This window comes from Roseomonas sp. E05 (genome assembly GCF_030063475.1).
Taxonomy (GTDB): Bacteria; Pseudomonadota; Alphaproteobacteria; order Acetobacterales; family Acetobacteraceae; genus Pseudoroseomonas.
Map to the genome: position 1 here is coordinate 54,494 of NZ_JASIRT010000024.1, position 20,670 is coordinate 75,163.

23 protein-coding genes are annotated in these 20,670 nt (G+C 68.5%); 6 read left to right on the forward strand and 17 right to left on the reverse strand.

Annotated features, from left to right (window positions below; genetic code table 11):
• Positions 1–29: 29 nt before the first annotated feature.
• Positions 30–476, reverse strand: coding sequence for a hypothetical protein (locus QMO56_RS19545; RefSeq protein WP_283528521.1), 447 nt, complete (start codon positions 474–476; stop codon positions 30–32).
• Here QMO56_RS19545 and QMO56_RS19550 point away from each other — a divergent pair.
• Positions 475–681 (forward strand): heavy-metal-associated domain-containing protein, encoded by a 207-nt coding sequence (locus tag QMO56_RS19550; RefSeq protein WP_283528523.1) that lies wholly within the window; start codon positions 475–477, stop codon positions 679–681. The genes QMO56_RS19545 and QMO56_RS19550 overlap by 2 nt on opposite strands.
• A 125-nt stretch (positions 682–806) precedes the next feature.
• Here QMO56_RS19550 and QMO56_RS19555 read toward each other — a convergent pair whose 3' ends face one another.
• From QMO56_RS19555 to QMO56_RS19570, 4 genes are all read right to left on the reverse strand, one after another.
• Entirely contained in the window at positions 807–1,394 is a 588-nt protein-coding gene (locus QMO56_RS19555) for a hypothetical protein (RefSeq protein ID WP_283528525.1), read from the reverse strand.
• A gap of 77 nt (positions 1,395–1,471) precedes the next feature.
• Positions 1,472–2,275 carry a DUF4396 domain-containing protein gene (locus tag QMO56_RS19560; RefSeq protein ID WP_283528527.1) on the reverse strand — a complete coding sequence of 268 codons (804 nt, stop codon included), beginning with the start codon at positions 2,273–2,275 and terminating at the stop codon, positions 1,472–1,474.
• Positions 2,272–2,613, reverse strand: coding sequence for a hypothetical protein (locus tag QMO56_RS19565; RefSeq protein WP_283528529.1), 342 nt, complete (start codon positions 2,611–2,613; stop codon positions 2,272–2,274). The genes QMO56_RS19560 and QMO56_RS19565 overlap by 4 nt, the downstream gene beginning before the upstream one ends.
• 109 nt (positions 2,614–2,722) lie before the next feature.
• Positions 2,723–3,904, reverse strand: a complete 1,182-nt coding sequence (locus tag QMO56_RS19570; RefSeq protein ID WP_283528531.1) for a permease — start codon at positions 3,902–3,904, stop codon at positions 2,723–2,725.
• A gap of 273 nt (positions 3,905–4,177) precedes the next feature.
• On the opposite strand from QMO56_RS19570, the gene QMO56_RS19575 reads away from it, so the two are divergent.
• The 3 genes from QMO56_RS19575 to QMO56_RS19585 all read left to right on the forward strand — a co-directional run bounded on the left by QMO56_RS19575 (position 4,178) and on the right by QMO56_RS19585 (position 9,463).
• Positions 4,178–6,577 carry a heavy metal translocating P-type ATPase gene (locus tag QMO56_RS19575; protein WP_283528532.1) on the forward strand — a complete coding sequence of 800 codons (2,400 nt, stop codon included), beginning with the start codon at positions 4,178–4,180 and terminating at the stop codon, positions 6,575–6,577.
• Between the two features lie 282 nt (positions 6,578–6,859).
• The gene (locus QMO56_RS19580; protein WP_283528533.1) at positions 6,860–8,665 is read left to right on the forward strand and encodes a copper resistance system multicopper oxidase; all 1,806 of its coding nucleotides are present in this window, start codon (positions 6,860–6,862) and stop codon (positions 8,663–8,665) included.
• A 3-nt stretch (positions 8,666–8,668) separates the two neighbouring features.
• Entirely contained in the window at positions 8,669–9,463 is a 795-nt protein-coding gene (locus QMO56_RS19585) for a copper resistance protein B (protein ID WP_283528534.1), read from the forward strand.
• An 18-nt stretch (positions 9,464–9,481) separates the two neighbouring features.
• Here QMO56_RS19585 and QMO56_RS19590 read toward each other — a convergent pair whose 3' ends face one another.
• A complete protein-coding gene (locus QMO56_RS19590; RefSeq protein ID WP_283528535.1) occupies positions 9,482–9,817 on the reverse strand; it encodes a hypothetical protein in 336 nt (111 codons plus the stop codon).
• Between the two features lie 241 nt (positions 9,818–10,058).
• Here QMO56_RS19590 and QMO56_RS19595 point away from each other — a divergent pair, with 241 nt between their 5' ends.
• Complete coding sequence (locus QMO56_RS19595; protein WP_283528537.1) at positions 10,059–10,595, forward strand: cytochrome c; 537 nt, start codon at positions 10,059–10,061, stop codon at positions 10,593–10,595.
• Between the two features lie 218 nt (positions 10,596–10,813).
• On the opposite strand, the gene QMO56_RS19600 is transcribed toward QMO56_RS19595, so the two are convergent.
• The 10 genes from QMO56_RS19600 to QMO56_RS19645 all read right to left on the reverse strand — a co-directional run bounded on the left by QMO56_RS19600 (position 10,814) and on the right by QMO56_RS19645 (position 19,599).
• Positions 10,814–11,899, reverse strand: coding sequence for a sensor histidine kinase (locus QMO56_RS19600; protein ID WP_283528539.1), 1,086 nt, complete (start codon positions 11,897–11,899; stop codon positions 10,814–10,816).
• 338 nt (positions 11,900–12,237) lie between these two features.
• Positions 12,238–12,600: a hypothetical protein gene (locus tag QMO56_RS19605; RefSeq protein ID WP_283528541.1), complete on the reverse strand. Its 363-nt coding sequence runs from the start codon at positions 12,598–12,600 to the stop codon at positions 12,238–12,240.
• A gap of 169 nt (positions 12,601–12,769) precedes the next feature.
• Positions 12,770–13,120 (reverse strand): hypothetical protein, encoded by a 351-nt coding sequence (locus tag QMO56_RS19610; protein ID WP_283528543.1) that lies wholly within the window; start codon positions 13,118–13,120, stop codon positions 12,770–12,772.
• 177 nt (positions 13,121–13,297) lie between these two features.
• Positions 13,298–13,777, reverse strand: coding sequence for a DUF411 domain-containing protein (locus tag QMO56_RS19615; RefSeq protein ID WP_408906542.1), 480 nt, complete (start codon positions 13,775–13,777; stop codon positions 13,298–13,300).
• A 4-nt stretch (positions 13,778–13,781) separates the two neighbouring features.
• Positions 13,782–15,017 carry an ATP-binding protein gene (locus tag QMO56_RS19620; RefSeq protein ID WP_283528547.1) on the reverse strand — a complete coding sequence of 412 codons (1,236 nt, stop codon included), beginning with the start codon at positions 15,015–15,017 and terminating at the stop codon, positions 13,782–13,784.
• Positions 15,014–15,733: a response regulator gene (locus tag QMO56_RS19625; RefSeq protein WP_283528567.1), complete on the reverse strand. Its 720-nt coding sequence runs from the start codon at positions 15,731–15,733 to the stop codon at positions 15,014–15,016. The genes QMO56_RS19620 and QMO56_RS19625 overlap by 4 nt, the downstream gene beginning before the upstream one ends.
• Positions 15,734–15,761: 28 nt before the next feature.
• Positions 15,762–16,217, reverse strand: coding sequence for a plastocyanin/azurin family copper-binding protein (locus QMO56_RS19630; protein ID WP_283528549.1), 456 nt, complete (start codon positions 16,215–16,217; stop codon positions 15,762–15,764).
• Between the two features lie 13 nt (positions 16,218–16,230).
• Positions 16,231–17,001 carry a copper resistance protein B gene (locus QMO56_RS19635; protein ID WP_283528551.1) on the reverse strand — a complete coding sequence of 257 codons (771 nt, stop codon included), beginning with the start codon at positions 16,999–17,001 and terminating at the stop codon, positions 16,231–16,233.
• The gene (locus tag QMO56_RS19640; RefSeq protein WP_283528553.1) at positions 16,998–19,007 is read right to left on the reverse strand and encodes a copper resistance system multicopper oxidase; all 2,010 of its coding nucleotides are present in this window, start codon (positions 19,005–19,007) and stop codon (positions 16,998–17,000) included. The genes QMO56_RS19635 and QMO56_RS19640 overlap by 4 nt, the downstream gene beginning before the upstream one ends.
• Positions 19,008–19,044: 37 nt before the next feature.
• Positions 19,045–19,599: a cupredoxin domain-containing protein gene (locus QMO56_RS19645; protein ID WP_349362374.1), complete on the reverse strand. Its 555-nt coding sequence runs from the start codon at positions 19,597–19,599 to the stop codon at positions 19,045–19,047.
• A gap of 252 nt (positions 19,600–19,851) precedes the next feature.
• On the opposite strand from QMO56_RS19645, the gene QMO56_RS19650 reads away from it, so the two are divergent.
• Entirely contained in the window at positions 19,852–20,187 is a 336-nt protein-coding gene (locus QMO56_RS19650; RefSeq protein ID WP_283528555.1) for a thermonuclease family protein, read from the forward strand.
• A 242-nt stretch (positions 20,188–20,429) separates the two neighbouring features.
• Here QMO56_RS19650 and QMO56_RS19655 read toward each other — a convergent pair.
• The coding region (locus QMO56_RS19655; protein ID WP_283528557.1) for a hypothetical protein at positions 20,430–20,670 on the reverse strand (241 nt) is incomplete at its 5' end.

The following is a 20,670-nucleotide window of genomic DNA, read 5'->3' on the forward strand; positions in this document are numbered from 1 at the left end:
GCTGATTGGCCGTAAGCGGCAGACGGCGGTCATCCTAAAGGGATGGCGGTCATTTGGCTGGCGACGTGGCAGCACTGGCCGGGTGTTCTTCTCTTCGTGCCGGACAAGGCGCAGCCCGCCTTCGCGCCCACTATCATGCATTGATGGCCCTCCGCCATCCAGCCTGTTCCGCTTGAGGCGCCGCCTTGGTTGCAGGCACGTCGTTCCGGCCCGCAATCTCCAAGGTTGTTTACCTTATCCCTGCTCGTAAGCAGGGCAGGACCGATGGAGGGGGCGATGAACTGCGGAACGAAACCGAGGTCGTCCGGGTAGGGGACGCGGCCAGTCCGACGCACCCGAGCGATCGCGCCTTCTTCCTGCGACGGCGAGTCGCCGGAGACCGTGCTGTCATCGATGGCGAAAGCGCAGGACTTGACTTTCCCATGATGGGAATCCCCACCTTCGTGGTACGTCTGCAACGCAAGGAAGGCATCCATGCCACGCTTCAAGATCCCGAACATGGCCTGCGGCGGCTGCGCCAAGGGTGTGACCGCCACGCTGCGCGAGGTGGACCCGAACGCCATGGTTCAGGTCAGCCTGGAGCAGCGCGAGGTCATCGTGGACAGCAAGGCGGTCGACGCCGACACGTTGGAGCGCGCTCTCCGCAATGCAGGCTGGAAGAGCGAGCGCCTGGTGGCCTGACCTTCACGAATGCTGGGCCTGCGGCGTACAGCAGGCCCAGCCTCCATTCGGTGCTGCCGTCCCTGGGCCAGCAAAGCAGCCCTCCAGCCGGGAAGCGTCGAGGTTCCCGGCCGGAGAGGTGGCGTTCACCCGCCACCCGCGGCCTTGGCGGGAGCCGCCAGCGCCAAGGCGTAGTCCCGGCCTAGCAGAACCTGGTCGGCGCGCAGCCGGACCGTGTCGGCGCCGATGCCCAGGAGACCGCCTCTCGAAACGAGGATCTCGTCCGTTTCCGGCGCGTAGCCCTGCAAGGTTCCGGCCTCCTCGCCCCGGGCGTCGAGCACGGTGCGGCCTTCTGCCTCGGCCACCGCCTGCGCGTCCAGCCTGCGCGGTTCGGCCTCGCCGAGCGGCGCCTGGGCCAGGGCTTGGGAGGCGGATTGCAGGCTGTCCGCCGCCTTCTCGGGCTCGCCGTTCTGCAGCGCTTTGCGTCCCTCCTCGACGCCGTGGCGGGCCTCCCGGAAAGCCTTGCGCCCGGTCTCGTCCAGCATCCAGGCGGTGTCGCCGAAGCGCGCCAAGCGGCGCGCCCGGTCCAAAGCGCGCGTCGCCGCGTGCCGCTGCCCTGCGCGAAGCGCTTCGGCGCTCTGCGACATGGCGGCGGTGAGGGCCTGCCGGACGGCGTCAAACCGCGCGGTCGCTTCGCTCGCAGCCGCCGCGGTCGCTCCCGTTGCCTGCGCCATCGCGGCAGGGGCCAGCGGCGGGGCGGTGGCGATGCAGGCTGCGCCCAGCAGGGCACGCAGAGTGCAATGCGGCCTCATCATCGGGCTCCCTGCGCTGCCGCTTGGCCATGCCGGGGCTTCCGGCCCTCGTTGTGGCTGCCCTGCATCTGCTTCAGCATGTGCTCCATTCCCTGCCCGTGCTTCCAGCCCATCGCGACCAGCCACCAGTTCATCGGGTAGGTGAAGAGGAAGCCGACCATCAGGCCGAGCGCGCCGAAGGTCCAGAAGGCGTAGGTCGTCGGCATCGGCTGCATGCCGACCACCGCCGGGGTGACGAAGCGCATGACCAAGCCCATGCCGAGCATGACGGTGATCATCGAGAAGAACTCGGCGCGGCCGCCCTTCCAAATCGCGGCCAGCCAGCCGTTGCCGTGCAGGCGCATCGCCCAGGCCTGGAAGATGAACCAGCCGAAGGCGTAGCCGACCGCATACTCGAACCAGAACTCCTCCCAGAAGAAGAAGCCCATCAGCCGTGCGCCCACCATGGCCGTCATGATGCCGAGCCCGTCACCGGCGACGCAGTGCGTGGCCGAGGCCATGACCTTGCGCCAGCGCGGCTGCGAGAATTCGGTGAAGCGGCGCATCTTCTCCATGCGGCCCTGCACCTTGCCGATGCCGGGCGGCCGCGAGGTGACGAAGTAGAGCGCAAGGCCGATGATCGAGAAGAAGAAGACGATGATCGGCCAGCAGGCCTTCAGCGGCGGGTTCAGCGCTGCATTGGCAGTGAAGGCGTCGTAGATCACCCAGGCGGCGCCCAGCGCGCCGAGCGCATACCAGGTGAGGGCGAACCAGGGCTCCGCCATGAAGGGGAGCGCGTTCGCGATGACATCAAGGATGCTCATGCCTGGATCCGGCGATTGCCGCCGCCTCGGTTGTGCTGTAATTGCGCCGGGCTGGCCGCCGACCGCACCTCCTCCAGCCTGGTGGTCCGGAAAGCCTGACCCTCATCCGCCTCCCGCACTACGCGCAGGCGAATGCCGCTATTGCAGGGGCTGCGGCCGGCCGCTTCGAGGGCGAGCGGCGTGGCGGAGGGATCGAGCAGGATGCCGCCGTCATCCTCCACCAGGCCGAAGCCGCTTTCTGCGCCGTGCCCATCCAGCGAGCAGCCGCGGATATGCCGCCGCACCCGCGCCGCGGCCTCCACACGCGGCCACTTCCGCAGGCAGGCGAGGCCGACCACGGAACCTTCAAGTCGTTCTCGTTGATTGTTCATGCTGCCACCTCGTTGCGGAGCCTGCCGCGCTTCCCTGCTAGGCGTCTCGGCACCTCGCTGATCGGTGCCATCGGACTCAGGCTGGAAGCCGCGGGACAGGCCATGCGCTTACGCCCTCAAGCGTGCGCCTGACGCGCTCTTGGGTTTGGTGGGATGGCGTGCCGCCCCGCAGGTGAAGCCAGAGCAGGATGCCCGCGACGACGAGAAAGGTCAGGTTCAGGAAGAAGGTGTGGTCAATGGCGAATCGAACCATCTCCTCGAGCGCCGGTCGCTGCTCGGGTGTCAGGCCTGCCGCGGCGAAAAGGTAGTGCACGGAGATGCCCGCCGCAGCCATGCAGACGTAAAGCAGGCCGGAGAGGAAAAGGGCGTAACGCCAGCCGTAATACTTGACGTGGACCCAGACCACGGTTGCCGCCACCAGGTCGGCGCCGAGGAAGGACATGACGCCGCCGAGGGACGCTTCACGCGACCACAGCATGGCGGCGAGGGGGACGTTGCCCATGGAGCCGATGAAGGTGAAGAAGGCGACCACCGGTGCCACCAGGGCATTCTCCAGCACCACCAGGAAGGTGGGCGAAGCATCGCCCCCACTCTCACCAATCAGGAACAGCATGTTCCAGAAGGATTGCGGCACGAACACCGAAATGAATCCGGCGACCGTGAAGCCAAACAGGATCTCCTTCCAGACCATCTTCCATTCCACGAAGAAGGCATGGGCGATGTTGCTCCAGCCTTCGCGGGAGAGCAGCTTGTCGCGCCAGTTGCCCTTCATGCCGTGCTCCATTGCCATTCCCTCGGCCTCCTGGGCGCGCTCCGCATGCTCGCGCGCCTTCTCTGCCAAGTTTCCGGGAAGCCAGATTCGCGTGAGCAGATAGGCGTAGAGCACCATCAGCAATCCAAGGAGGATGTTGCCCAGCGTGAAGCGCCAGCCAACCAGCACCCAGAGCACGGCCCCAAGCTCGATCACGAGGTTGGTCGAGGCGATCAGGAAGGCGATGGCATTGGCCGGGTGCGCTCCCTTCACCAGCACGGAGCGCGAGGCGGCAAGGGCGGCGAAGGAACAGGAGGACGAGATGAACCCGAAAACCGAGGCAAGCGCTGCCTGCCGGACGCCTCTGTCGCCCAAGGCCCGAGCCATCTGCTCGCGGGTCACCGTGACCTGGATTCCCGCAGAGATGACGTAGCCGAAGATCAGCGCCCAAAGGGCCTTCCACAGCATCCCAGCTCCGGTCAGGAGCGCGTCGACAACCTGTTCCATAGGCTCGCTCCCTGAACGCCCGATCCCGCGACGATCGCCTCCCTTTCCGCCGCGGCGTACCGCCAGCGCACTGCGGCCAAGGCGGGAAGGCGACCTTTGACTGCGGCTCAACCCCTGTGGGCAGGCAGGTTTGCAGCCGCAATTACGACAAATCATGTCAGCGCGCTTGCAGGCGGAAACCCAGCTTGACCTTCCCCTGTTGGCCTTTGCCATTCTGTCGGCGACCGGACCGGAGCCGGTTCGCCGGAGGCGCAGCACGGGGAAGACCATGGCATGAGCGGCCAGCACCAAGCTCACGGACACGGCCACGACCGTCCTAGCGGTGCCAACGGGCACCAAGGCCATGGTCCTAGCGGCACGACGGTCGCCCAGGCCACCGCCGTCACCGACCCGGTCTGCGGGATGAAGGTGGACCCGGCCACCGCGAAGCACCGCATCGAGCATGGCGGGACGATCTTCCATTTCTGCTCGGCAGGCTGCCGGTCGAAGTTCGAGACGGACCCCGAGAAGTACCTGCGGCCGGAGCAGGCGGCGGCGCCCGCCCCGGTGCGGCAGGGCGCCATCTACACCTGCCCCATGCACCCCGAGGTCCGGCAGCAGGGGCCGGGCAACTGCCCGATCTGCGGCATGGCGCTCGAGCCGCTGGAGATGACCGCCGAAGCCGTTCCGAACCAGGAACTGGCCGACATGACGCGGCGGTTCTGGATCGGGCTGGCACTGACTCTGCCTGTTTTCCTGCTGGAGATGGGCGGCCACATCCCGGGGCTCGGCCTGCGCCATCTCCTCTCGCCGCGGGTCTCGGCCTGGGTGCAGTTCGCCTTCGGCACGCCGGTGGTGCTCTGGGCGGGCTGGCCGTTCTTCGTGCGCGGCTGGCGCTCGCTGGTGAACCGCAGCCTGAACATGTTCACCCTGATCGCGATCGGCACCGGCGCCGCCTATCTCTACAGCCTGGCCGCCACCTTCGCGCCCGGCATCTTCCCGGCCGGCTTCCGTGGCGCCGACGGCGCCGTCGCCGTCTATTTCGAGGCGGCCGCCGTCATCACCGTGCTGGTGCTGCTCGGACAGGTGCTGGAGCTCCGGGCGCGCGAGCGCACCGGCGGCGCCATCCGCGCCCTGCTGAACATGGCACCCAAGACGGCGCGGCGCCTGCGGCCGGACGGCTCGGACGAGGAGATCCCGCTGGCGGAGGTGCAGGTCGGCGACCGGCTGCGGGTGCGGCCCGGCGAGAGCGTGCCGGTGGACGGCGAGTTGCTGGAGGGCGGTGGCGCCGTGGACGAGTCCATGGTCACCGGCGAATCCATGCCGGTGGAGAAGGCGCCCGGCGCCCGGCTGATCGGGGCCACCGTCAACGGCACCGGCGCCTTGGTGATGCGGGCGGAGAAGGTGGGCTCGGACACCATGCTGTCGCGCATCGTCGCCATGGTGGCGGAGGCGCAGCGCAGCCGGGCGCCGATCCAGCGCATGGCCGACACCGTGGCGGGCTGGTTCGTGCCCGCCGTCATCCTGGCCGCGGTGCTGGCCTTCATCGCCTGGGCTGTCTGGGGGCCGAGCCCGGCCCTGGCCTATGCGCTGATCGCGGCCGTCTCGGTGCTCATCATCGCCTGCCCCTGCGCGCTGGGGCTGGCCACGCCCATGAGCATCATGGTGGGCGTCGGCAAGGGCGCCGCGGCGGGGGTGCTCATCAAGTCGGCCGAAGCGCTGGAGCACCTGGAGAAGGTGGACACGCTGGTGGTGGACAAGACCGGCACGCTGACCGAGGGCAAGCCCAAGGTCGTGGCCGTGCTCCCCGCGCCGGGCCTGACCGAGGCGGAGGTGCTGCCGCTCGCCGCCAGCCTGGAGCGCTCGAGCGAGCACCCGCTGGCGGCCGCCATCCTGGCCGCGGCCAGGGAGCAGGGCGTGGCGCTGAAGGAGCCGGCGGATTTCGCCTCCGTCACTGGCAAGGGCGTCACCGGCCGGGTGGATGGTCGTCCGGTGGCGCTTGGCAACGCCCGGCTGATGGGGGATCTCGGCGTGGAGCTGGGCGGGCTTGCCAGCCGGGCAGACGAGCTTCGGCGCGAGGGCGGCACGGCACTGTTCCTGGCGGTGGACGGCCAGCCGGGCGGCGTCATCGCGGTGGCCGACCCGGTGAAGGCGACCACGCCCGCTGCCCTGGAAAGTCTGCGGGCGGACGGCATCCGCATCGTCATGCTCACCGGCGACAACCGCACCACGGCCGAGGCGGTGGCGCGGCAGCTCGGCATCCAGGAGGTGGAGGCCGACGTGCTGCCTGAGGACAAGAACCGCGTCGTCCGGCGCCTGCGCAAGGAAGGCAAGGTGGTGGCCATGGCAGGCGACGGCGTCAACGACGCCCCGGCACTGGCCGAGGCCGATGTGGGCATCGCCATGGGTACGGGCACGGATGTCGCGATGCAGAGCGCGGGCGTGACGCTGGTGAAGGGCGATCTGGCGGGCATCGCGCGGGCGCGGCACCTGTCGCGCGCGGTGATGCGCAACATCCGGCAGAACCTGTTCTTCGCCTTCGCCTACAACACGCTCGGCATCCCGCTCGCCGCGGGCGTGCTCTACCCGTTCCTGGGCATCCTGCTCAGCCCGGTGGTCGCGGCGCTGGCCATGGCGCTGAGCTCGGTCTCGGTGATCGGCAATGCCCTGCGCCTGCGGACGGTGCGGCTGTGAGCCCAGGGCGCAGCGGTGGCAGGCTTGGGGGCGGCGGGCGGTGGAGAGCCGCGTCAGCGGCGCGGATTAATCCTCCGCACCGATTCCGGGGCCTTCCCGGAAGCAGATTGCGTGGACTTGCCGGCCAAGGCGGCGCCCGTGGCGCGGCGTTCGCCTCACATGGCCTTGAGCACTGCCATCCCGGCCGGAGAGCCGGACCGTCGCCGTTGACCTTCCCACAGGGGAATGCCGCAGAGGGCGAACGCCTTCCCCAGCGCCCCACACATCATCAGGAGACCAGGGATGACGGATCAGCCCATCGAACCGCAACTGGGACGGCGCCGCTTCGTGCAAGGCGCCGCCGCCTTGGGCGCCGGGCTGGCCTCGGGGGCGCTCAGCCGCCCCGCCTTCGCGCTGACCGGCGCGGCCGATCCCTCCGTGCTCAGCGGAACCCGCTTCGACCTGACGCTGGACCGTGCTGCGGTCAACAAGACCGGCACCGAGGACTGGGGCAACACCATCAACGGCGGCATCCCTGGGCCGGTGCTGCGCTGGCGCCAGGGCGACGTGGTCACGCTCAACGTGACCAACAACCTGCCGGAGCTCACCGGCATCCACTGGCACGGCATCATCCTGCCGAACCCGATGGATGGCGTACCCGGCTTGGCCTTCCCTGGCATCCAGCCCGGCGAAACCTTCACCTACCGCTTCCCGGTCGTGCAGAGCGGCACCTACTGGTACCACAGCCACATGAGTTACCAGGAGCAGAAGGGAGCCTATGGCGCGCTCATCATCGAGCCGGAGGGCCAGCCGCACATCCAGGTGGACCGCGACTACGTCGTCGTGCTGAGCGACTGGATGGATGGCTCGCCGCTGGTCGTGCAGAACAACCTCAAGCAGATGAGCGACTACTACAACTTCAACCGTCGCACGCTCGGCAGCTTCGTCTCCGACGTGAACCGGAGCGGCCTCGGGATGACGGTGGCCGAGCGCGCGCGCTGGGCCAACATGCGGATGGACCCGAGCGGCATCACGCAGCCGACCGCCGCGCTCTACACCTACCTGATGAACGGCCAGCCGCCCTCCGCCAACTGGACCGCGCTGTTCCGGCCCGGCGAGAGCGTGCGGCTGCGCTTCATCAACGCCTCGGCCATCACCTACTACGACGTCAGCATCCCGGGCCTGGAGATGGACGTCGTCCACGTGCACGGCAACGACGTCGTGCCCGTCACCGTGGACCAGCTCCGCATTCCCGTCGCGGAGACTTACGACGTCGTCGTCCGGCCGCGGCAGGACCGGGCCTTCACCATCTTCGCGCAGGACATGGAGCGCAGCGGCTTCGCGCGCGGCACGCTGGCGCCGCGCATGGGCATGGCGGCGCCGGTGCCGCCGATGGACCCGGCGCCGATGCGCACCATGGCCGACATGGGCAAGCCCGGCATGGCGCCCGACCAGGTGGCCGCCTCGCATCCCGACCGCACGCGCATCGGCGGCATCATGCCGTCCAGGATGGGGGAGGTGCCGCCGGAGGAGCGGGCGCACCGCCCCGGCCGTGCGCGGCGCACCGAGGCGCCCCCGGAGACAAAGGCGCTCAAGCCCGGCGTCGAGCTCCAGTTCGTCGCCAAGACGCCGACCGACCGCCTGGACCTGCCCGGCGACGGGCTCGACCACCTGATGGGGCAGCGCCGCATCCTGACGCTGGCCGATCTCAGATCGGTCAATCCCGGCCTCGACAAGCGGCCGCCGACGCGGGAGATCGTGCTGAACCTCACCGGCAACATGCACCGCTTCATCTGGGGCTTCGACGGCAAGAAGTTCACCGAGGTCGGCCCGATCGACGTGACGCTCGGCGAACGCTTCCGTCTGCGCTTCGTCAACAACACCATGATGAGCCACCCCATCCACCTGCACGGCATGTGGATGGAGCTGGAGAACGAGCACGGCGAGCACCGGCCTTACCTGCACACCATCAACGTCAAGCCCAGCCAGCAGCTGAGCCTGCTCGTCACCCCGCTGGCGACCGGCCAATGGCCCTTGCACTGCCACCTGCTCTACCACTTCGAGGCGGGCATGTTCCGAACGCTGCGGGTACTGCCGAGGAGTGCATGAGCGATGCCGAGAAACTTCCTCCCCGTCCTCCCCGCCCTTGGCCTGCTCGCCGCGATGCCCGCCCAGGCGCAGGTCTTCGGCGACAGCGGCGCCTTCTTCGGCTCCGGCCTCGGCGCCGACACGCTCCAGGGCGCCTCGCCCTACGGCAACCTGATTGCGGACGACCGCGTCTACATGCACGGCATCCTGAACCAGAACGAGGGGCGCTTCGGTGATGGGTCCTACTACCGCTGGAGTAGCCAGGCCTGGATCGGCAACGACTACAACCGCCTACGGCTCCGCACCGAGGGTCGCTACAACTCCAACAACAAGGGCAAGGTCGACGACGGGCAGCACGAGTTGCTCTACGAGCGGCCGATCTCGACGTATTTCGACCTCCAGGCCGGCGTGCGCGCCGACATCGACGACGGAACCGGCCGCACCTGGGCGGCGCTGGGGGTGCAGGGCCTGGCCATCGGCTTCTGGAACGTGGCGGTCACCACTTATGCCAGCGACCGCGGCCACTTCGCGCTCCGCACCGACGCCGCCTACGACCTCTACGTGACGCAGCGCCTCGTGCTGCAGCCGCAGTTCGAGACGAACTGGTACACCAAGGATGACGAGGGGCGCGGCGTCGGCGCGGGGCTGGCGGACATCGATATGGGCCTGCGCCTGCGCTACGACATCTCACGCAAGTTCTCGCCCTATATCGGGGTGGCCTACCAGCGCTTCTTCGGCGGCACGGCACGCATGCGGCGCGAGGAGGGCGGGCAGGCCGACGACCTGCGGTTCCTGGTCGGCCTGCGCGCCTGGTTCTGAGGCGCCGCGTTCCGGCGGTCAGCCGCCGGAGGGCACAGTTCCTCCGGCGGAGACGGAGTTGCCAGGCTGGTTGTGCAGGGTGCGGCGCAGCTCGTCGCAGGCCGCCGCGAAGCTCTGCGGCCGGGGCGGCGTGCCTGAGGCCGACGGTGCCGGGCTGCAGCGCTCCAGCAGCGCCTGCACACTGGTCGGCTCCTCACCGGGCATGTGGGACGTGACGCCGGGCGTGCCGACGCCGGGCAGGCCGGAGCGCGGCGCGGGCTGCCGCTCCGCGCAGGCGGCCAGCGCCGCCGCGGCGAGGAGCGCAAGGCCGAGCCTGGACAAGCGGCAGGCACGGTCGGGTCGTGTGGCGGGCATCGGCGATTCTCCGCGTGAAGCTGCTCGCGCATGGCGTAGCACGTGGCTCCACGCGCAGAAACATCGGAGACAATGCTTGAGGCGAAGCGAAGACCGGCCCAAAAGCCGCCGCGTGCGGCGGATCCGCTTGACGGCTCTCCGGGCCGGGCGGTGTGTCCCGCCTTCAGCAGGCGGTCACGCGGGTTCCCATCGCCAGGCAGCGTTCCGCTTACGTCCCCCTCTGCATAGGAACGGAAACGACATGAAGCGCTTTGTGGGCGGCGTGCTCGCCGCCATCCTGGTCGCGGCAGGCGCGGGCCTCGCGGTCGTGCTGACCGGCGCCTATGACGTCGCCGCATCGACATCCCACACCGCGCTCGGGCGCTGGGTGCTCGAGACGACGTCACGGAACTCCGTCGTGCGGCAGGCGGCTGGCATCCGCCCCCCGAGCGGCTTCACCGACGAACAGGTCGGCCAGGGCGCACGCCACTACAAGGAAAGCTGCGTCTACTGCCATGGCGCCCCTGGAGAGGATTCCACCGACTGGGCCAGCGGCATGCGGCCCGAGCCGCCGTACCTGCCGGACGCCGTGGGCGAATGGAGCGACGCGCAACTGTTCTGGATCGTGAAGCACGGCATCAAGATGTCGGCCATGCCCGCCTTCGGCTCGCACCACGGCGACGAGGACATCTGGGCGATTGTCGCCTTTCTGAAGACCCTGCCGGGTATGTCGCCCGAGCAGTACCGGACAGTCGGCGAGCAATCCGAACAAGGTGTGGCAGGCGGCAAGGCAGGTTGAAACCGGCACGCCGGGAGCCTGGAGAGTCGGCTTGCCGGAGGCGATCGCGTTACCCTTCCCTGTGGGGGAGTTGCATGAGGCTTCGGTTCAACCGGACTTTGCCACAGGGAACGCTGCGGGGACCGGCGGGTCCGGCATGCGCGTGGCCCCGCCCGGCGCCGCCACCTGCCGGTTCCGCCTGAACAACGGGAGCTTGCGCAGCGGCAGCCGGAACCGCTTCACGCAGGGAAGACGACAGTATAGCAGGCGCCCCGACCGGCTGGCCCGCTCTCGACCGTAACACTTCCGTCGAGTTGCGTGGCGAGGCTCATGACGATCCGCATTCCCAGGCCCTTGCTCACGCCGGGATCGAAGCCTGCAGGCACGCCCGGGCCTTCATCACAGACACGGAGCTCGCGAAGGCGGCAGCGCCTCCTGTAGCTGACTTCAATTCGCCCGGCGCCGTGCTTGGCGGCATTTGTCACGAGCTCGTTGACGATGAGGCCGATGGATTGGATTCGGGAGGAGTTCTCGTCTCCCTCGTCTCCCTGGACCTCGACGGTTCGGCCGAGAATGTCGGACAGATCCGCGCAGAGCCTCCGGACGAAGCCGATGCAGGACATCTCGGATGCGGCCTCCGAATAGAAGTGCCGGTGCACCTGCGCGACGGCCGCGACGCGGGTGGCGGCTGCCTGGAGATGGCCGGCCGCGACTTCATCCGCTGCCAGCGAGTGGCTCTGCATGTTGAGCAGGGAGCAGACGAATTGGAGGCTGTTCGCCACCCGGTGGTCAATTTCGCGAACCATGAGTTGCGCCTGCGACAGGGCGTTCATCGCTGACAGGCGCAGTTCCAACTGGTCCATGACCAACGAGGCCAAGTCCTCGAGGTCAGCGACCTCGGCCTGATGGATGGTCCGCGGCTCCTTGGCGATGACGCACAGCGTGCCGAGGTTGTGACCATCACTCGTTCGCAGCGGCACGCCCGCGTAGAAGCGGAGGCCGAACTCGCCCGCGACCAGCGGGTTCGCAAGGGAGCGGGGGTCCAGCTTCGCATCTGTGAGGATGTAGGGTTTGGCGACGAGGATGGCGGAGGCGCAGAGGCCTGGATCCCGCCCGATCTGCTTGACGTCCGGCAGGCCCTGGCACGACTTGAACCAGATGCGATCATGGTCGACGATGCTGATGATGGAGATGGGAACGCGGAACCGGCGCGCCGCAAGGGCGGTGACGCGGTTGAAAGCTCCGTCAGGCAGCGTGTCCAGAATGTTGTAGCGCCGCACCGCAGCCATGCGCTGAGCTTCCGCCTCGGGGATAAGGACCTGCATCTGCGCACTGTTTCTCCGAGGGCGGCCGGATACTTATGCTGCAATGTGCTGGAATTTGCTAGGTCCGCAGCTTGCCGTTGTGGCCTGTGACGGTTCGGCGCGAGTTGTGCGCCCACGAAGTTCGTTCGCGTCATGGCCGATCCGCTGCCTGCCGGTGCGGCAGCGGCATCCAAGCTGCCAAGGTGACGAGCCCCCGTAGGTTGCTCCGAGAAAAATCTTAGTGGAGCAGGGCCGCCAGAGCTTCGGGACTGCATCAACGATCCATACGGTAGACTGCCACCGGAGCAGGGTTGCTCCGGCGGCACCGATTCCGTTATGAATGCCGGTGTCTTCGGCGACTACAGGTGGTGCCGGACATGCGGATTTCTCATCACCTCAGCCGTTCTCTCGCCGTAGTGGTGGTTGGGCTGAAGGTAGGCGACACCGTCCGACTCTCCGCCGGTCGGAACCGGAACACCGGAAACCGGATGCGCGGCGGCGTGATCCAGGTAGCGGATTCCTAGGTTCTCGCCGTTGCCTGCGACCTCGGCACGGCCGCCGCCCACAATGTTCTCGTCATGGCCTGGCGGGTAGACGACCGCGAAGTTCTCGCCCTGCCCAACAACCTCGATGGGTCCGTTGGCCTGCGCCGCTACGACAGAAGCGCCGAGTGCCGCAAACAGGGAGAGGGCGAAAATCGCGGGTTGAAAGCGGGGTTGCATAGCAAGATCCTCAATCAGGTTTGCCGTTTCTCGTCCGGCACCTGGAGAGGATGAGCCGCCACTGTGTCCGCCCGCTTGCGCCATCTTATCAATTGATGTCAGCGGAACTGCATCCCTGCTGCTGCACGGCGGGAGGCAGGACATCTGATGACGCCCCGCCTCCATCTGGTCAGTGGTTCATCATCTGGCAGTGCTGCATCATCTGCTGCATCTGCGGCGACAGCGTACCCTGCCGGGCCTGCACGCGCAGCTGCTGACAGTGCTGCATCATCTGCTGCATGTTCATGCCGGCCATGTTGTGGCCCTGCATGCCCGACATATCGTGGCCGGGCATGGAGCCCATGCCGCCTTGGACGGCAGACGAGCTCGGCGGGATGCTCGGCGCTGGCGTCAGGGACATCTGCGAGGAGGCCGAGATCGTCGCCGGAGGACCTCCCGGCTGCGCGCAGGCGGCGACGCCCAACAGCAGTGTCGCGGTGAGAGCGACTTTGCCGATCGCCTTCAATGTGATCTGGACCATGTGTCCTCCTTAGGGTGGCAGGGGTTCCACGTGCGCCCCGACCCGCAGCGGCGAGCCAGGGTGACGACGCTGCATGGCAGGTCAGGGGCCATGGGCCGTGACCGGCGCGCCATGCACCGCGTGGGGTAAGAAGGCCTTCGGAGCGGCCTGCCGCAGGCGGGGATTTGGCGGCCGTCCTCACACGGCCTCCAAGCCACGGAAGCGCATCCACGGCCACCACGTGCCGTCGTGGCCGAAGGCCACGACCTCGTAGGCCGAGGGCTCCGCTCCAGACATCTCCATGCCCGGTACGCCAACCGGCATGGCGGGCACAGACAATCCAACGACCTTCGCGGGCTCCTCCCGGAGCAGCCGCCGGATGGCGGCGGCCGGGACATGGCCCTCCAGGGCGTAGCGGCCGACCTTCCCGGCGTGGCAGGACATCAAGTCGGAGGGCGTCCCGAGCGCCTGCCGGTGCGGGCCGACGGCGTCCACCACCTTGTCGTCCACCTCGAAGCCCTCGGCCCGCAGGTGTCTGACCCAGCCGCCGCAGCAGCCGCAGGTGCGGTCCCGCCAGGCTGCCACCTTGGGCGGGCCGCCGCAGGCCGTGGGCAGCACGGCCAGGCCGAGCAGGCCAACGGTGAAGTTCCGGCGCGTGCTCCAGGCGGGCATCGTCATTCTCCTACGTTGGCCTGGGCAGGCAAATGCTGGCCCGCAGGCCGCCGCCCGCGAGGTTCTGTAGCGTCACCGAGCCGCCGTGGTGGCCGATCGCCTGGCGCGCGATGGCCAGCCCAAGACCCGAGCCGCCGGTGCCGCGGTTGCGGGACTCCTCGAGACGGTAGAAGGGCTGGAAGACGCTCTCCAGCTGCTCCTCAGGGACCCCCGGCCCAGCGTCGTCGACATGGACCACGAGCTCGCGGCCCCGGTCGGCCAACACCACCCGGGCCGAGGTGCCGTACTTCACCGCGTTGTCGATGACGTTGGCGAAGGCGCGCTTCAGGGCGATGGCCCGGCAGGGCAGCCGCGCCTGCGACGGGCCCTCGTAGGTCACCGACTTGCCCATGTCTTCGGCGTCGCCGCAGAGTGTTTGCAGCATCGCCGCGACGTCGGCGGACCGAACCTCCTCCTGCTCCTCATCGCCCCGCAGATAGGCCAGGGTGGAGCCGATCATCGCCTCCATCTCGTCGAGGTCGGCGTCGACCTGCCGTTGCACCTCAGCATCCTCCAGGAAGCCCGCCCGCAGGCGGAGGCGCGCCAGGGGCGTGCGAAGGTCGTGGCTGACCGCCGCCAGCGCCTGGGTCCGGTCGGCGATGAGGCGGTCAATGCGGGCCTGCATGCGGTTGAAGGCCTGGGCCGCCTGCCGCACCTCGCGGGGGCCTTCTTCGGGCACGGTGACCGTCTGCCCCGGCCTTCCGATGCGGTCAGCGGCGCCGGAAAGCTCGCGCAGCGGCCGCGCGATGAGGCGCACCACCAGCAGCCCCAGCACCAGGATGCCGAAGGCCATCGCCGTGGTGGAGAGCAACGTGGCGTGCTCCGGCTGCGCCTGCAGCGGGTCGGTGTGGTACCAGAGGTGGCTACCGTCCGGCAGATTGACCACGCCTTCGGCCTCCAGGTGCCCCGTGGTGGCGAGATCCTGGGCCGCAATGGCGCCCGTTGCGGCGCCGGATTGCCAACGCACCTGGAAACCCGGCGAAGACAAGGCCTGCGCTACGGACTCGCGGACCTCCTGCGGCACCATGCCAATGGCGCGCGCGGCGGCGGCAACCCGCTCGCTGGTGACTTTCTGCTGGGTGTTTCCCAGGAGGATGTCGCTGCCGGTCTGGTGCAGCCAGAGGCTGCCGACGTGGAAGGCCATCAGGCCGACCAGCAGCACCAGGATGATGCGGCCCGCCAGGCTGCTGGGCAGGAGGCGCCTCATTCCCGGCGCACTGTGGGAATGAACATGTAGCCCGCGCCGCGAATGGTCTTGATCATGGAAGGGCTATCGGCCAGCGGCTCCAGCTTGCGCCGCAAGCGGCTGACCATGACGTCGACCGAGCGGTCGATGCTGTCGGAGATCCGGTTGCGCGCTAGGTCGAGCAATTGGTCCCGCGTGAGCACACGCTGCGGGTGCTCGCAGAAGGCCAGCAACAGGTCGTATTCGCCGCTGGACAGGTCCACGGCCGAGCCATCGGATGCCTTGAGTTCGCGGCGGCGGGTGTCGAGGCGCCAATCGGCGAACACCATCTTGTCGCCCGCGACCAGCCCGGTGCGGGCCGCACCCGCCCCTGACCGCCGCAGCACGGCGCGGATGCGCGCCAGCAGTTCCGGCCGGCTGAAGGGTTTCGCGATGTAGTCGTCGGCACCAAACTCAAGGCCGAGCACCCGGTCGCTCTCCTCGCCGCGCGCCGTCACCATGATGATGGGAACCTCCGACCTGGCTCGGACGCCGCGGCAGAGGTCGAGGCCGGACTGGCCGGGCAGCATGACGTCGAGCAACACCAGATCGACGGGAGCGCCGCCGAGCGTCTCCCACATCTCAGCGCCGTTCCGGGCACCGGTCACGCGGAAGCCGTTCTGCCGCAGGAACCGGCTGATCAGGAGGCGCATCTCCCCATCGTCCTCGACCACGAGGATATGGGCCTCGGGTGGCAGCGGGCCGCTCCGCCCGTCGCGCCCGCCATCAGGCTCGGTCGGCGGCACCGGCCAGCACGCCCAGCTTTGCCCGCGCCTTCGGTGCCAGGCCGGGAGCGGAGGCGGCCTTTGCCGCGAACTCGGCCATGTCGGCCTTTCCCACCACGATCAGGGCCACCATGCCCAGTCCGTTGTGAGGCGTGCACTGAACCGCGTAGACGCCCGCCTTGTCGAAAACGAGGGTCGCCGCCGAGTTGAAGGGAACGTTGACCGGCGGCACTCCTGCGGGCCACAGCGAGCGGATAGGAACCACGTTGTGGCCCTTGTCGGTCGGCTCGAAGCGCACCGAGCCCCCTACTGGAATGCGCACGAGCGCCGGGTCGTAGGCAAACGTCTCCCCCGCCGCGGGACGGCGGTTCAGTTCATGGATCGTGGCTGTGGGCTCCGCGGCGGCGGCCACCCCGGCCGTCAGGAGCAACGCGGACAGAGCGATGCGGATCATCATGGTCTATCTCGCCTCAGAAAAAGATTCGAACGCCGGTCAGGAACTGCCAGCCGCCGACATCCTCGCCCTCGTTGCGGGCGAAGCGCGCCGTGTCGCCGAGCTTCCGTTCGTAGCTGACCCCAATATAGGGCGCCACCTCGCGGGTGAACTCGTAGCGCAGGCGGAGCCCGGCCTCGATGTCGTTGAAGCCTGCGCCGGTGCCGAGCTCCTCCACCTTCTGGAGCGCCAAGTTCACTTCAAGGTTTGGCTGCAGCACCAGGCGCTGCGTGACATAGAGGTCGTAGGAGACCTCGGCGCGCGCGGAAAGGTCACCGCGCTCGCTGACGAAGCCCTGCAGGTCCACTTCGAACATGCCGGGCGCGAGGCCCTGCAGGCCGATGACGCCGTAGGCGCGGTTCGGCAACGGGCGGATGTCGTACCGCAGGCCCGCCTGGAGGTCCCAGTAGTAGCTGAGCAGGCGGGAGTAGAGCAGCTGAACCTCGGCGCTCTCGGCGCGACCGCTGCGGGTCGTCTCGCCCTCTGTCTTGAACCAGGCCTTGTCGGTGTCGCTGCCGTACCAGGCCTGGGCGTTCCAGCGGCCGAGATTGGGGCCGTCGAGCCCGAAGCCGTACTCCAGCTGCTCGACCAGCACGCCGTGGCTGAAGACCTCGTGGCCGGTCTGCGTCACGCCTTCGGGGCGCAGCGCCTCCTGGGCCTGCGCTCTGCCGGCGGCGAGAGCGAGGCCCAGCGTGGCGATGATGGCCAGCCCGGCCTGCCGGACGATCGGCGCCTGCATGCCGCTCATCCCGCCTCCGCGACGCGCGGCCGCGCGACAACGGAGACCTTGCGCATCATGCCGGTCTCCATGTGGTAGAGCATGTGGCAGTGGAAGGCCCAGCCGCCCGGCGCATCCGCCTCGATGTCGACGTCAAGCTTGGCGCCCGGCTTGATGTTCACCACGTGCAGCATCGGGTTCTCCGCGCCATGGCCGACCTGCGGCATCATCCATAGGCCGTGCAGGTGCATGGGATGGTTCATCATGGTCTCGTTGACAAAGCGGAAGCGCGCCCGCTCGCCATGGTGCAGCACGATCGGCTGCGCGTGGCTGAAGGGGTTGCCGTTGATGGACCAGAAGTAGCGCTCCATGTTACCGGTCAGCCGGATCTCGATGACGCGGTCTGGCGCGCGCGGGCGGTAGCGCGGCGCCAGGGCGCGCAGGTCGCGGTAGGACAGCACGCGCGCTCCGGGCGGCGCGCCGGTGTCGTTCACCAGCGGGTCCGGCATCGCCATGCCGCCCTGGTCCATGGCCGCGTGGTTCATCCCACCAGCCGGACCGTGGTTTGTGCCTGCCATGCTGTCCATGACGGCGCGGTTCGTCCCTGCCATGGCAGAATGGTCCATGCCCCCCATGCTGGCGTGGTCCATCCCAGGCATGCTCCCGTGGCTCATGGTGGCCATGGAGCTGCCCTGCATGCCCTGCCCCCCCCCGCCGGGCACCTGAGTAGCGGAATGGTCCATGCCGGGCATGCTGCCATGGCTCATGCCGCCCATGGAGCCGCCCTGCATGCCCTGGGACCCTCCGCCGGGCGCCTGCATGGCGGAGTGGTCCATGCCGTCCATGTCCATCGGCGCGACGTGGCCCGGGGCGTCCACCTCCGGGCGAGGAGTTCCGCGGTCGAGCCCGCTCGGCCCGTAGTTCATGCCCATGTCCGCCATGGTCAGGACCGGGCGCGGCCGGTGCGGGGGCAGGGGCAGCGCGGGCAGGCCGTCGCGGGTCGCCAGGCTGGCCTGCGCGAAGCCCTGGCGGCCCATGGATTCCGCCAGGATCTGGTACTGGCGGCCATCCCGCGGGCGGACAAGGACGTCGTAGGTCTCGGCCGGAGCGATGCGGAACTCGTCCACCGCGACCGGGCGGACGTTGTTGCCATGCGCCTGCACCACCGTCATCTCCAGGCCGGGGATGCGCACGTCGAAGTGCGACATGGCGCCGCTGTTGATGAAGCGCAGGCGCACCGTCTGCCCGGGCTGATACACCGCCGTGAAGTTCTGCGCGGGCGTGCGGCCGTTCACCAGATAGGTGTAGCCGCTGACATCCTCGATGTCGGTCGGGTCCATCCGCATGCCCGCCCACATCATGCGGTCGGCGAGGATCGCGGAACGCGCCTCGGCATCGGGCGCGCCGCCGAGCGTGCGCAGCAGGTCGGCCAGGGTACGCTTGTCGTAGTTGTAGTAGCCGGGATCGCGCTTGAGGTTGGCGAGCACGCGGCCCGGCGCCTCGTCCGTCCAGTCCGAAAACTGGATGATGTAGTCCTGGTCGTGCTCGAAAGGATCGGGCGTCGCCGGGTCGATGATGAGCGGCCCATAGATGCCGGCCTGCTCCTGCAGGCCGGAATGGCTGTGGTACCAATATGTGCCGGACTGCACGAGCGGGAAGCGGTACTGGTGCGTCTCGCCCGCCGCGATGCCCTGGAAGCCGTCGCTGATGCCGGGCACGCCGTCCTGGTCGCTCGGCAGGATCAGGCCATGCCAGTGGATGGAGGTATGCTCGCGCAGCCGGTTGCTGACGTTGACGATCACCTCCTCGCCCTCGCGGAAGCGCAGGACGGGCGCCGGAATCTGGCCGTTTACCGCCATCGCGGGGCGCGGCCGCCCGGTGAAGTTCGCGGTGACGTGCGACAGCGCGAGGTTGAACTCCCGCGGCAGGCCGCGGCCGATGCGCGGCTGCGCCAGCGCGCCGGGGGCGGCTGGCAGCGCCAGCGCCGCTATGCCCAGGCCCAGTGCCTGCCGCCTGCTGAGTCTTCTGTCGCTCATGGTGTCCTTTCTTCCTGGCGGTCAGCTACTTCCGAGGTCACTTCGAGAAGGCGACCTCGCCCACCATCCCGGACTGGTAGTGGCCCGGGATGTTGCAGGCGAACTCCAGCTCGGCGGGCTTGGTGAACTTGAACACCAGCTCCGCAGTCTTGCCCGGCTCCACCAGCACGGCGTTGGGATCGTCATGCGCCATCGCCATGCCGCCCTGGCCCATGTTGCCATGCGCGCCGCCGCCGTGCCCCATGCCTGAATGGTCCATGTGGCCTAGCCCGGTCGGCGTCATCATCCCGCTGTCGAACATTGCCTGCATCTCGCGCTGGTGCTGCTGGTGCATCGCTGCGGTGCCGATATTGAATTCGTGCAGCAGCTCACCCTCGTTCCGGATGCGGAAGCGGACCGTCTCGCCGGCGCGGACCTGGATGCGGCGGGGCTGGTAGGCGTTGTCCCGCATCGTGATGTCGATGGTGCGTCGCACGTCCTGGGGGCGCCCTTTGGCGCCAAACGCCTGGTAGGCCGAATTCGCCCAGGCGGGCGTCCCACCAACTGCCGCTACCATGATTGCTGCGGCCACGAGGCCGATCCGCAGGCGCATGCATCACATCCCTTGTTCTGGACACCCGTCTCGCCGGGAATGGCGAGACGGGTCAGCCGCCGAGGTCCAGCGAGCCAGGAGACGCGGTTACCGACTGATTGCGAATGCCCGATTGCTTAAATATGACAAAAGATTTCAGGCGCTACACGGCAGAGAAGCTTGGCTGCCGAACTGCGCGGCCTGATGGTCGGCGCGCATGACGGCGACACCCTCACCCTGCTGACGCCCGAGAAGCGTCCAATGAAGGCGTGATTGGCCAAGACCGACACGCTCAAGCACCGCCAGCCTTACGGCACCCGCGCCTGGCAGGCGCTGGCCGACATGACCTTCCGCCAGGAGGCGCGCTTGGTGGTGGTGGACACCGACCGCTATGGCCGCACCGTGGGCCGAGTCTTTGTCGGTCGAACCGACGTCAACGCCGCGCTGGTGCGGCGGGGTGCTGCCTGGGTGTACCGGCAATACGCCCACGACCCGGCGCTGCTGGTGCTGGAGCAGGCGGCGCGGGACGACCAGCGAGGGCTCTGGGCACTGCCCGAGGCCGAGCAGATGCCGCCCTGGGAGTGGCGCCGGCAGCGGCGGCACCGGTGAGTGGGGACAAACACCCCGTCCGTCGATTGTTTGTCCCCGTTCATCGGGCGTTGACCCGCCATGACCGACCGGTCGACGGCAACTGGCTCGATTTGACAGGGCGCCCGCGCACGCTAACCCCTCAGTCTTGTGCCAGATGAGTGATTGAACGCCGGATGCCACAATGCGGTCTGACCGGGTTTGGCCGATAGCGGCCTAGCCGCTTCAGGATGGCTGACCGCGAAAGCAGCCGGTCTATCCGCTCAAGCGGAGCATCCAACAGCAAGCCTGAGCTTCACCTGGACCCGGAGCACGGCGTCCACCCTGTCACCCATCACGACCGCGCCTGCGACGAAGCTGGCCGCCAGGAAGGTCGGGAGGGCAATAAAAGCGTCTAACGAAACCTGGTGAGGCGCGTTACCAGGGGCATGGCGAAGCCCCTTGTTCCTGATGATCTTTGGGCGGCGATCAAGCCGCTGCTGCCGCCCGAACGGCCCAAGCCGC